At 61.4% G+C, this 12,772-nt stretch carries 9 protein-coding genes; all 9 read left to right on the top strand.

All coding sequences use genetic code 11. The features are described 5' to 3' along the window. Positions 1 to 195 precede the first annotated feature (195 nt). The 9 genes from PTZ19_RS14005 to PTZ19_RS13965 all read left to right on the top strand — a co-directional run bounded on the left by PTZ19_RS14005 (position 196) and on the right by PTZ19_RS13965 (position 12,734). Positions 196 to 1,332, top strand: a complete 1,137-nt coding sequence (locus tag PTZ19_RS14005) for a LacI family DNA-binding transcriptional regulator (RefSeq protein WP_276355504.1) — start codon at positions 196 to 198, stop codon at positions 1,330 to 1,332. Next, the gene (locus PTZ19_RS14000; protein ID WP_276355502.1) at positions 1,292 to 1,978 is read left to right on the top strand and encodes an ABC transporter ATP-binding protein; all 687 of its coding nucleotides are present in this window, start codon (positions 1,292 to 1,294) and stop codon (positions 1,976 to 1,978) included. Before PTZ19_RS14005 ends, PTZ19_RS14000 begins: the two co-directional genes overlap by 41 nt. Then, on the top strand, positions 1,962 to 2,984 hold the full coding sequence (locus PTZ19_RS13995) for an efflux RND transporter periplasmic adaptor subunit (RefSeq protein WP_276355500.1): 1,023 nt from the start codon (positions 1,962 to 1,964) through the stop codon (positions 2,982 to 2,984). Before PTZ19_RS14000 ends, PTZ19_RS13995 begins: the two co-directional genes overlap by 17 nt. Before the next feature lie 95 nt (positions 2,985 to 3,079). Then, positions 3,080 to 5,980: an ABC transporter permease gene (locus tag PTZ19_RS13990; RefSeq protein ID WP_276355498.1), complete on the top strand. Its 2,901-nt coding sequence runs from the start codon at positions 3,080 to 3,082 to the stop codon at positions 5,978 to 5,980. A 3-nt stretch (positions 5,981 to 5,983) separates the two neighbouring features. Next, positions 5,984 to 6,877, top strand: a complete 894-nt coding sequence (locus PTZ19_RS13985) for an ABC transporter ATP-binding protein (RefSeq protein WP_276355496.1) — start codon at positions 5,984 to 5,986, stop codon at positions 6,875 to 6,877. A gap of 285 nt (positions 6,878 to 7,162) precedes the next feature. Continuing rightward, a complete protein-coding gene (locus PTZ19_RS13980; protein WP_276355493.1) occupies positions 7,163 to 8,830 on the top strand; it encodes a response regulator in 1,668 nt (555 codons plus the stop codon). Positions 8,831 to 8,868: 38 nt separating this feature from the next. Next, a complete protein-coding gene (locus PTZ19_RS13975) occupies positions 8,869 to 10,590 on the top strand; it encodes a cache domain-containing sensor histidine kinase (RefSeq protein WP_276355828.1) in 1,722 nt (573 codons plus the stop codon). Beyond that, positions 10,587 to 11,558, top strand: a complete 972-nt coding sequence (locus PTZ19_RS13970; protein WP_276355491.1) for a substrate-binding domain-containing protein — start codon at positions 10,587 to 10,589, stop codon at positions 11,556 to 11,558. Before PTZ19_RS13975 ends, PTZ19_RS13970 begins: the two co-directional genes overlap by 4 nt. A gap of 132 nt (positions 11,559 to 11,690) precedes the next feature. Then, complete coding sequence (locus tag PTZ19_RS13965) at positions 11,691 to 12,734, top strand: galactose ABC transporter substrate-binding protein (RefSeq protein WP_276355489.1); 1,044 nt, start codon at positions 11,691 to 11,693, stop codon at positions 12,732 to 12,734. Positions 12,735 to 12,772 lie beyond the last annotated feature (38 nt).

Raw genomic sequence — 12,772 nt, 5'->3', positions numbered from 1 at the left:
AAGATACGACAACATCGAACAGACCGCAACCCGCACATCGCGGAGCGTTCGTAAAATGCGACTCTTTTCCCGTAAAAACAGTCATTGACAGATTCGGAGCCCAATCCTTATATTGGAAATCAGAATTGCAAACGTTTGCAAACCGCCGTTTCTCCACCTTCATTCCGGCCCGCGCGATGCGGAGGAGGTCACGACATGTCCGACCGGCGACCGTCTTACGCGAAAGGTTTCACCGGCGCTCCCCGGGATGGCCCGCCGGTCATCCGGACGATCGCCGGAGCGCTCGGGATCTCGCCCAGCACGGTTTCCCGCGCGTTGAACGGGGTGCGCGGCGTGAAGGAAGCCACGCGAAAAAGCGTTTTGGAGAAGGCCGAGGAATTCGGGTACGTCCCCCACTTCGGGGCGAAGCAGCTGGTCGGCAAAGGCAGCAGGCTTGTCGGAGTCATGATGCCCGAATTCGAATTCGAGGCAAGCAACAGCTTCGTCCATTTCCTGCCGCTGGTCCAACGGGAGCTGCAGCGGATCGGGATGGACACCCTCTTTTTCTCCGTTCCGCTGCTTTCTTATTCCCCGGGCAAGCTGGGATATTGGATCCGTTCGCGCGGATTGGAGGCTTGCATGATGCTGCCCGCGTTCACCGCCGATCACCCGTTGATGCGGGAGGCGCTGGCGCTGGGCATTCCCTGCGTCAACTTCGAAGGCGCCGTAGGCCCCCGCTGCTCCGCGATCGTGTCCGACGACTTCGAGGGGGGACGTATGGCCGGCGAACGGCTGCTGAAGGACGGTCATCGGGTAATCGGCCACATCCGGGGACCGAAGGAGCTGAGGATCAGCCGGGAACGGTACGCCGGCTTCTGCCAGGCGTTGCGGGAGAGAGGGCTGGAGCATCCGCCGGACCTGCTCGCGGACGGGGATTTCTCCGGCTCGAGCGGGAGCCGCGCCATGACGGAACTGCTCCGCCGGAGAACCGACCTGACGGCGGTGTTCTGCGGGAACGACCTGATGGCGGCGGGGGCCCTGCAGGCTTTGGCCGGGAACGGCATCCCCGTGCCGGACCGGATTTCGGTGCTCGGGTATGACGGAGACACGTGCGCCGCCTATACGATGCCCCCGCTGACGACGGTCCGGCCTGCCCGCGATTTGGGGGCGGCCAAAGCCGTCATCCTGCTGCAACGATTGCTGCAAGGCGAAAACGGAACAATGGAAAGGGTGCTTCCCGTGTTGATGGAACGGCAATCGGCAGCCCGCGTTCCCGGAACGGGACCGCGCAAAAAAGGAGGGAGCCGCACGGATGGACGCCACTCCGCCCATGATACGGGCCGACGGCATTAAGCGGGTTTTCGGGCGGGGAACGGCGGCCGTTACCGTGCTGGACGGCGTCGATCTCTCGATCGCGCCGGGCCGATTGGTCGCTTTCAAAGGCCGATCGGGCTCCGGCAAGACGACGCTGATCAACTTGCTCGCGGCCCTCGACCGTCCCGACGAAGGCACGATCTCGTTCGCGGGAAGGGAACTGGGCGGCCTGTCGGAGCGCGAGCGGGGCGACCTCCGCCGGAAGGAAATGGGGCTCGTCTTCCAGTCGTTCGCGCTGTTTCCGCTGATGTCCGCTTACGAGAACGTGGAGTTTCTCTTGCGGATCGCGGGAGTTCCGGCGAAAGACCGGAAGGATGCCGCGGCGGAAGCGCTGGGTCAAGTGGGCCTCAAGGCGAGGATGCATCACCGCCCCTTCGAGATGTCGGGCGGGGAACAGCAGCGCACGGCGATCGCCCGGGCGATCGCGCACCGGCCGAAGCTGCTGCTGGCGGACGAACCGACGGCGGAGCTCGACAGCCGCACGGGCCTGCAGATCATCAAGGTGTTCCGCGATTTGGTTCAGCAAGGGATGACCGTCATTCTAACGACGCACGATCCGGCGATCATGGACATCGTCGATCAAGTCTACGAATTGGAGGATGGACGAATTGTCGCGATGCCTTAAGACCGGCCTTCTGCTTGCGGGGGCGGCCATGCTCGCGGTTTCAACGGCCGGGTGTTCCTTGCTGCCCAAGGAGGAAAGCGAGCTGAAGCCCCCGCTGGTGAAACCGGCCCAGGAAAATTATCGAACCGCCAAGGTGGAGAAAGGAACGATCGTCAAGCGGATCGCGGGGATCGGATACCTGGAATCGGTATCGACCGACATCGCGCAATTTACCGGAAACGGCGGCCGGATCGACAGCATTCCGGTCCAGTCCGGGGACATGGTCAAGAAAGGCGACGTGCTCGTACAGCTGATCATGGACGGCTTGGACATCCAGCTGAAGGAGCAGGAGCTCGCGCTCGAGAAAGCCAGGCTGGCCTGGCGCCAAGCCAGGGAAGCGGGCGAGGATCAGCAACGCGTCGCCGAGCTTCAAATGGAACTCGAACAGATGAAATACGAGCGCCTGAAACAGCAATTCGACAGCCGGATCCTGCGCGCGAAGATCGACGGACAGGTCACTTTCGTGGAAAGCCTGAAGGAAGGCGATCCGGTCGAAGCGTACCAGACGCTGGTGACCGTGGCGGATCCGGCCAAGCTCCGGGTGGCGCTGCGGGTGGACAATTCGGCCGATATCAAGGACGCCGAAGTGGGCATGGCCGCGGAGGTGACGCTCGGGAAGGAAACCGTGCAAGGCAAAGTCGTGCAGACGCCCAGTTCCGCTCCGGTGACGATGAATAAGGATTTGGCGGACCGTTACGCCAGAACGCTGTACGTCGACGTTGCCGCCCTCCCGAAAGAAGCCGAGATCGGGAGCTCGGTCGAAATCTCCATTATCACGCAGAAGAAAGATAACGTCTTGCAGATCCCGAGAAGCGGCCTGCGGTCTTACTTAGGCCGGACGTTCGTCCGGGTGCTCGAGGACGGGAAGCGGATCCGCGAAATCGACGTCGAGCAGGGGTTGACCACTTCGACCTCCGTCGAGATCATGAGCGGCTTGGAAGAGGGGCAGGACGTGATCCTGCAGTAACGCCGTTTCGCCATTTTAACTGGGGGCTCCGCCGAGAGGAATAAGCCGCAAGCTTCGCGTCACTTTCGGGGGAATGTTTCCGGGGAGGTTTTCCAGTGGCTTTATTCGTCATGATCATTCGCAAAATGCTGCAGAACCGATGGCTGGTCGTCAGCCTGTTTCTCGGCATGCTCCTCACCGTGGCGCTCGTCAGCACCATGCCGATCTATTCCGAAGCCATTTTATCCCGCATGCTGGTCAAGGATCTGGAAGCTTCCCAGACCAAATCCGGCGTTTACCCGGGAGCTTACTGGGCGCAGGTCAATTTTTACAACCAGACGGAACAAAAGCGCCGCGCGACGCTCGCTGGTCTCGATCGGTATATGGCCGAGGACGCCGAGCGCGGGTTCGGGATTCCGATCAAGGAGCTGGTCGCGGACAGACGCACCCAGTCCTTTCTGTTCGGCTACGAAGAACAAGCCCGCAACGAGACGCTCCGCAACAAGCCCAGCGCCTCCTTCCGGATGTACAGCGGGCTGGAAGAGCACATCCGCCTGATCGACGGCCGGCTGCCCGCCGACCACCCGGTCGACGGCGTCTATGAAGTGCTGCTCACGGAACGCGCGCTGGGGAACCTCAAGCTGGTGCTGGACACGGTGCTGGTCGTGAGCGACGAGAAAGTCAAAGGCACGATCAAAATCAAGCCGGTCGGGGTGTTCGAAAAGAAGGCGGACGACGATCCGTATTTCCGGACTCCCAACCTCAGCGACCTGAATTCCGCGTTCGTCATGAACGAGCGGCTGTTCCGGTCGGAGTTCGTCGATCAAAGCCGGATTCCGCTGACGACGGCCGGTTGGTTCTTCGTGATGGACTACACGAAGCTGGAGCTTCGGAACGTGGCGGGGTTCCTGGACACGGACAAGAAGCTGCGGAACGCTTTGGCGGCCGCCGTGGGACGATACCAGATCGAGTTCAACGCTCCTTCGCTTCCCATTATCGAGAAATACTTCGACCGGGCGGCGAAGCTCCGCATCCTGATGTGGTCCTTGAACGTCCCCGTGTTGATCATGCTGGCGTTCTATATGTTCATGGTCTCCAATCTGATCGTCGACCGGCAGAAGAACGAAATCGCCGTGCTGCGCAGCCGCGGCGCGGCCCGCTGGCAGATCGCCGCGTCCTTCGCGGCGGAAGGGCTGCTGCTGGGCGCCGCGGCTTGGGCGCTCGGCCCGCCGATCGGAACGGCGCTGACGAAAATGCTGGGCGCTTCGAACGGATTTCTCGAATTCGTCCAGCGGGCCCGAATGGCCGTGCACCTGAACGCGGAAGCCTGGCGCTACGGAGGCTTGGCCTCGGCCGCTTCTTTCTTGACGACGCTCATTCCGGCGCTGCTCGCCACCCGCGCGTCGATCGTCAGCCATAAGCAGCAGTTGGCCCGCGTGCAGAAAGTCCCTTTATGGCATAAAGCGTTCCTGGACGTGCTGGCTTTAGGGGTGTCGATTTACGGCCTTTACCTGTTCCGGACGAAGCTCAAGGATGCCCGGAATCTGGGGCTCGGCGCGGACTCCCTGAGTCTCGACCCGCTGCAGTTCGTCGTGCCCGCGCTGTTCGTGCTCGGCGCGGGGCTGCTGCTGCTCCGGCTGTATCCCTACGCGCTGCGCCTGGTTTACTGGCTGGGCCGCAAATGGTGGCCTCCCTCCCTGTACTCGACGCTCATCCAAGTCGGCCGGTCGAACAGCCAATACCAATTCCTGATGGTGTTCCTGATCATGACGATCGCGATCGGCGTGTTCAGCGCCGGCGCGGCGCGCACGCTGAACCACAATACCGAGGACCGGATCCGGTACGCGAACGGGGCCGAATTCGTGCTGGAGTCGGAATGGCCGAACGACAAGCCGCCGGAAACGCCGATGGGAGGACCCCCGATGGGAGGGGGAGCGCCCGCCGCCCAACCCCTCTCCAAAGGTCCCGTCCACTATTTGGAACCGCCGTACGAGCCTTATGCCAATTTGCCGGGCGTCGAGGCTACCGCGAAAGTATTCGTGAAGAAAGACGCGTTTTTCGGGGCGGGAGAACAACAGTCGGGCACCGCCAAGCTCATCGGCATCGACACGGACGAATTCGGGCGAACCGCCTGGTTTCCGAACGGCCTGCTGCCATATCCGTTTTACGAATATTTGAATCTGATCGCCGGCGATTCCAAGGCCGTGCTTATCTCCCGATCGCTGGCGGAGCAGAAGAACGTGAAAGCCGGCGACACGATCTTCGTCGGCTGGGATGGAACCGACCAACAGCCTTTCACCGTTTACGGCATCGTGGACTATTTTCCGTCCTTCAATCCGAATCCCCCGCTGGGGTCGGTCAACGCGGCGGACGAGGACACGAAGACGAACGCGCCGATGCTGATCGTCGGCCACTTGTCCCGCATCCAACTGCAACTGGGCTTGGAGCCGTACCAGGTATGGCTGAAGCTGGCGCCGGGCGCTTCCACCGAAGCGCTGTACGAAGGAATCGAGAAGGCGAAGCTGAGCGTGACGAATGTCGTGAACACGCGGGCGGATCTCGTCCGGGCCAAGAACGACCCGTTCCTGCTCTCGCTGAACGGGGTGCTGACGCTCGGATTCCTCCTTTCGATTTTCGTCAGCTTCGTCGGGTTTTTGCTGTATTGGGTGTTGTCTCTTAAAGGGCGCACGCTGCAGAACGGCATTTTGCGGGCGTTCGGCTTGTCGCTGGGCCAGCTGATCGGCATGCTCGCGCTGGAACAGCTGCTCACTTCCGGCGTAGCCGTGCTGATCGGCGTGCTGGTCGGGCATCTGGCCAGCCGCCTGTACGTGCCGAACTTCCAGATCGCGTTCGATCCGGCCCAGATGGTGCCTCCGTTCCGGGTGCTGTTCGAATCGGCCGACTTCGTCCGGCTGTACGGCACGGTCGGCTTCATGCTGTTGCTGGGCCTGGGCATTCTCGCCTACATGCTGTCCCGCATCCGCATCCATCAAGCCTTGAAGCTCGGGGAGGATTAAGCCGTGATTCATTGCGAAGGACTGGTCAAAATCTACAAGGCGGCGGATCTGGAAGTATTCGCGCTGCAAGGGTTGGATTTGCGCGTGGAGACGGGCGAGATGATGGCGATCATCGGCAACAGCGGAAGCGGCAAATCCACGCTGCTGAACATGCTCGGCGGGCTTGACCGGCCCTCCGCGGGCTCGCTCGCGGTGGACGGGAAAGACATGCTGAAAATGTCCGAGCCGGACCTCGTGCGCTACAAACGGGAAAGCGTCGGTTTCGTCTGGCAGAACAACGCGCGCAACTTGATTCCCTACCTGACCGCGCTCGAGAACGTGGAACTGCCGATCTTGCTCCGGGGGCGCCGCAAGCGGATGCGCGCGCTGGAGCTGCTCGAAGCGGTCGGGCTCACGCACCGCAAAAACAACAAGCTGCACCAGCTGTCCGGCGGCGAGCAGCAGCGCGTGGCGATCGCCATCGCGCTCGCGAACCAGCCGAAGCTGCTGCTGGCCGACGAGCCGACGGGGTCCGTCGATTCCCGCATGGCGGACCAGATCCTGGACCTGTTCCGCGAAATGAACCGGACGTACGGCATCACGATCGTCATCGTCACCCACGATCCGCATCTGGCCAAGAAAGTGGACCGCGTCGTCGCCATCCGGGACGGGAAAATCTCTTCGGAAATGCTGCGCAAGCGCTCGTACGCCGAGGAGCTGGCCGAACTCGAGCGCGGCGCGGCGCCGGCCGATCCCGGGGAGGACTCCCACGTGGAATACGCCGTGCTGGACAAAGCGGGACGCCTGCAAGTGCCGGCCGGCTATTTGGAGGCGATCGGCGTGAAGGACAAAAACAAGGTGAAGTTGGAGGTCGTTGACGGCAAGATCGTGCTGACGCCTCCGGAGGAAGCCTCGTAGCGCGGCGGTTGGATGGCGAGGCCGGAATCCCGCATGGGGTATCTGATGGAATGGAGAAAACGGACGGAGGCACGGCCGGAATGGGGCTGCGGCCTCCGTTTTGCGTTTGGAGTCGGATGACGGGTTGCAGCGCTCGTTGGGCAAGTTTGGTAGGCGATGGGACGCTCTTTCCCCCAATGCCTCTCTCAAAGCTGCTTTGTCCCTCGTCCCTCTCCCCCATCCAAATCGTTCATGCTACAATACCCTGTAAACGCATTCATAACGAAACAGGGGGCAACTCCGGCCATGTATAACCTGATATTGGTGGACGACGAGGCAGACGTTCGGGAAGGCGTGCTTCGGGAAATCGACTGGGAGGCCGCGGGCTTCCGCGTCACGGACGTGGCCGAGAACGGGCGGGAAGCGCTGGAAATGACGGAGAAGCAAGCCCCCGACGTCGTCGTGACGGATATCAAGATGCCGTTTATGGACGGCCTTCAGCTGGCGGAGGAAATCCGCCGGCTGTACCCGAGGGCGAAAATCATCATCCTCACCGGCTTCGACGAATTCGAATATGCCCGCAAAGCCATCCATCTGCAGGTCGAGGAATTCGTGCTCAAACCGTTCTCGTCCGCGGAGCTGCTTCAAGCGCTAAGGAAAGTCAAAGACCGGTTGGACGCGGAAATCGCCGAACGGGAAAACCTCGACACCTTGAAGGCGCACTACCTTCGCAGCCTTCCGCTGCTCCGCGAGCTGTTTCTCGGGACGCTGGTCTCCCGCAAACTGCCGGAAAAGGAAATCCGGGAAAAAACGGCGCATTACGGACTGGGGGACCTGGAGGTTCCCCGGCTGTTCTGCGTTTCCGTGCTCCAACTGGACGACCCCGCTCCGCTGCCCGCGTCGTCCGCGACCGCGCTTCAATCCGCCGACGAGGAACTGCGGCGGTTCGCCGTCCGCAACATCGCGGAGGAGATCGTCGTCCGGGAGCGGTCCGGACTCGTCTTCCAACATAACGAGCTGGTCGCGGTCCTGACCTTCTCTCCTCCGCACGCGGCCGATCCGGACATCATCCGCGGCCGCACGGCCGCGATCCTGGAAGAGGCTTGCCAGAACGTCGGCAAGTTTCTCAATCTGACCGTCACCGCCGGAATCGGCTCGGTCGTCTCCAGTCCCGCCGAGCTGAAATACGCATACGACGACGCCTTGGCCGCGCTCGATTACCGGCTGCTGCTGGGGGGCAATCGGGCCATTTCCATCGAGGACGTCGAAACCCGAATCCGCCCCAAACACGGCGCTCCCGTCCGCTTCGACGAGCTGCAGGGAGAGGCCCTGGCCCGCTGCCTGAAAGTCGGCACGGCGGACGAAATGGAGGCGATCGTCCGAGAGCTGTTCGCCCCCTTGCACGACGCGGGCTCGGAAGCCAATTTCCGCGACGCGCAAATTTTCATGCACCAGCTGCTGGCCGTCATCTTGAAGGCCGCCCAAGACGTCGAGGACCAGCCGGGCGATCCATGGGCCGGCACGAATCCTCTCAAAGACATGCATCAATTCGCGAGTTTGCAGGATGCCCAGGATTGGGTGATCCGCACCTGCGCCGAGCTGATGGGCCGGATCGCGTCGAACCGCCAAACGACGTACCGTTCTCTCGTGGAGGAGGCCAAAGCTTTCACCAAGCGGAATTACGCCGACTGCGACATCACGATCGCGCGCGTCTGTTCGCATTTGCACATCAGTCCCGGCTACTTCAGCAGCATTTTCAAGCGGGAGACGAAAATGACCTACATGGCCTATCTCCTCCAGATTCGGATGGAAGCGGCCAAAGAACTGCTTCTCTCCACGGACCTCAAAACGTTCGAAATCGCCGAGAAGGTCGGCTATGCGGATCCGAACTATTTCAGCTTCAGCTTCAAAAAACAAGTCGGCGTGTCCCCCAAGGACTATCGGAGCCGCGCGAGAGGGGAAGCCGCGACGTGAAAGGGCTGCGAATCCGCCGGCTGTACAGCTTCAAGAGCATGCAGTTTTTGATCGCCGTATCCTTCACGGCCATGACGGCGGTGGTCGTCTTCTTCGTGAGCGCCGTCCTGTACGACAAATTCAACCGGACCGCGGAGAAGAACACGGTCCAGAGCAACCAGCAGGTCATTTACCAAGTGGCGTCCAACCTGGAATATTACATCCGCAGCATGGCAACCGTCTTCTCCGCCGTGGAGCAGAAGGTTCGGCAGGGCGAGGCGTTCCCGAACCAACTGCTGTCGGAGCAGCTCGGCACCATTTTCAGCACGCGGGAAGACTTGGTCACCATCGCCTTGTTCACGGAAGCGGGACAGCGGATGACCTCCCTTCCTTCGCAGGAAATGCGGTCCAATACGCATCTCACGAGCCAGAGCTGGTTCCGCTCCGCCGTCGAGAACCCGAACCATCTCAGCTTTTCCGTGCCGCACGTGCAGAACCTTTTCAAAGGGCAGTACAAATGGGTCGTGTCCATGAGCAAGGGCATCACGCTGCACATGGGCGGCCGGGATCTGAACGCGGTTCTGCTCGTGGACGTCAATTTCAAAATGATCGACGACCTCTCCCGCAGCGTCAAGCTGGGGCGGAAGGGCTACGCCTACATCATCGACGAATCGGCGGGCAACATCATCTACCATCCTCAGCAGCAGCTGATCTACGCCGGCCTGAAATACGAGAACGTGGAGCAAGCCCTGAAATACACGTACGGCAGTTACTACGACGATTCGACGGGCGAGAACCGGATGATCACGATCCAGACCGTGGGCAACGTCGGGTGGAAAATCGTCGGCGTCTCCTATATGGACGAAGTGGTGACGACGCGCAAGGAAATCACGAGTTTTCTCGTCTGGCTGCTCGCGTTGGTCATGGGTTTCGTGCTGCTCATCACCTGGTACATGTCCGCCAAAATCTCGCAGCCGATCAAACGACTGGAGAAGTCGATGCAGCTGGTGGAGCGGGGCAATTTCGACATTCTCGTGCCGATCCGCCGGGACGACGAGGTCGGCCGGCTGTCCCGCCGGTTCAATCTCATGGTGACGCGGATCCGGGAGCTCATGAACCAGATCATCCACGAACAGGAGGCCAAGCGGAAAACCGAACTCGAGGTGCTGCAGTCGCAGATCCATCCCCATTTCCTGTACAACACGCTGAATTCGGTCGTCCGCCTGGCGGGGACGGGGAAGAACGAGGAAGTCATTACCATGATCACGTCGCTGTCGAAGTTTTTCCGCATCAGCTTATCCAAGGGCAAGACCGTCATCCCCGTCGCCGACGAAATGGAGCATGTCCGGCATTATTTGATCATCCAGAAAATGCGCTACAAAAACAAATTCGAGTACGCCATCGAAGCGGAAGAAGCCGCGCTCGATTGCCTGACGCTGAAGCTGGTGCTGCAGCCCCTCGTGGAAAACGCCATCTACCACGGGATCGAGCCGGGCGCCGACGAAGGGTTCATCGCGATTTCCGCGGCGGTCGTGGAAGGCAAGCTCCGCTTGCGGGTGAAGGACGACGGTCTGGGCATGGGACCGGAGACGCTGGCGGGCCTGCTGGAGGGACCGAAAGCGGGCGGCGTCCGGGAGAACGGCATCGGACTGTATAACGTGCATGAACGGATCCGGCTGCAGTTCGGCGACGAATACGGCCTGCGGATCCAGAGCGAGCGGGAGGCAGGGACGACGGTGGACGTCTGGCTTCCCTGCCTGCGGGAGGAGGAACGCCAATGACCGGATTCCGGATTCGGCTGAGCGCCGCCCTATTCGCCATGGCGCTGCTTGCGGCATGTACCCGCCAAGGGGAAATCCCGAGCGCCGAGGATTCGCAGAAGGAAATCGCGTTGATCGCCAAAAGCCGGGGAGAGTTCTGGAGCACGGTCAAAATGGGTGCCGAAGCCGCCGCGAAAGAGCTCGGGGTCAAGCTGACGTTCGACGCGCCGGAGCAGGAGACCGACGTCGCGGGACAGATCGACCGCGTCAATCGCTACCTGGCGTACGGCGTGGACGGGATGGTGATCGCCGCGAGCGATTACGAACGGCTGGCGGCGCCGGCGGAAAGCGCCGAAAGCCGAGGCGTGCCGGTCGTGGCGATCGAGTCGGAGATCGACTCCGGCAAGATCCGCAGTTTCGTCGGCATCGACAATTACGAAGCCGGGCGGCAAGCCGCCCGGAAGATGAAGGAGATCGCGACCGGCCAGGGGCGGTTTCTCATCTTGGGCTACTTGAAGGGGGCGCGGAATACGGAAGAGAGGGAACGCGGAATTCTCGACGAGTGGGCAGGAGACCCGGATATTCTCGCCGTCCGTACCGCGCCCTGCAGTCTGGACGCGCACCAGTGCGCCGATATGGTGAAGGATTTGATCGCCCGGGAAGGGCCGTTCGACGGGATTTTGGCGCTGAACGCCTCGGCGGCGGCGGGCGCGGCCGAACAGATCAGCCGAATGAAGCGAATCGGCGGGATCAAGCTCGTCGGTTTCGACAACAGCCCGGAGGAGCTGGAGTGGCTGCAGGAGGGCGTGATTCAGGCGACGGTAATCCAGAACCCTTTCAGCATCGGGTATTTGGGCGTGAAAACGGCGGTGGAGGCGCTGGAACACAAGCCGGTGGAGAAACGCATCGACACGGGCACGAAGGTGATCGACGCGGAGAGCATGTTCTGGTCCGACAACCAGAAGCTGCTGTTCCCGTTCGTGCAGTAACCGGTATTCACGGGAAATAGTCATGAGGATTTTCATGATATACAGGAGGATTTTCAATTCGCTTCCCGAGCCGATTCGGCCATAATCGTCGGTGTAATCCACTTTTCCGAACCCATTCAAGGAGGTCCAAGCATGAAAAAGAAATGGATTCCGGTAGTCATTGCGGGGGCATTGGCGGTCACGGCGCTGTCCGCTTGCGGCAAGAAGGACGACGGAGGCAGCGCGGGCTCCGGCGGAGGCGGCGGAGACCTGACGATCGGCGTCGCGATCTACAAATTCGACGACACCTTCATGACGGGCGTCCGCAACGCGATCTCGGACGCGGCGAACGGCCTGGCCAAAGTCGACATCGTCGACAGCCAGAACTCGCAGCCGACCCAGAACGACAAGGTCGACCTGTTCGTTTCGAAGAAATACAACGCCATGGCGATCAACCCGGTCGACCGCACGGCGGCGGGCGTCATCATCGACAAGGCGAAGTCCGCGAACATCCCGGTCGTGTTCTTCAACCGCGAACCGCTGGCGGACGACATGAAGAAGTGGGATAAAGTCTACTACGTCGGCGCGAAGGCCGAGCAATCCGGCACGATGGAAGGCGAGCTGCTCGTCGACTACTGGAAGGCGCATCCCGAGGCCGACAAGAACAAGGACGGCAAAATCCAGTACATCATGCTGACGGGCGAACCGGGCCACCAAGACGCGACGCTCCGCACGAAATTCTCCGTCCAGGCAATCGAAGACGCCGGCATCCAGGTCGAGAAGCTCGCGGAAGACACCGCCATGTGGGACCGCGTCAAAGCGCAGGACAAAATGGCGACGTTCCTCTCCGCCCACGGCGACAAGATCGAAGCCGTGCTGGCCAACAACGACGACATGGCGCTCGGCGCGATCGAAGCGTTGAAAGCCGCCGGCTATTTCAAAGACAACAAATTCATGCCGGTCGTCGGCGTCGACGCGACGGCTCCCGCTCTCCAGGCGCTGTCCGACGGCACGCTGCTGGGCACCGTCCTCAACGACGCGAAGAACCAAGGCGGCGCGACGCTGAAGCTGGCCGTAGCCTTGGCGAAAGGCGAGACGCCCTCCAAGGACAACACCGGCTTCGACATCACCGACGGCAAGTACATCTGGGTTCCTTACAAGAAAATCACGAAGGACAACATGAACGACGCCAAGTAAACGGGGCGGAGAAGCGGCTGCTCTTGCGCCGCTTCTCC

Source organism: Cohnella caldifontis (genome assembly GCF_029360585.1).
In the GTDB taxonomy this organism is placed as follows: domain Bacteria; phylum Bacillota; class Bacilli; order Paenibacillales; family Paenibacillaceae; genus Cohnella; species Cohnella caldifontis.
The sequence above is the reverse complement of the archived record's forward strand: the minus strand, read 5'-3'. Positions and strand labels throughout refer to the sequence as shown.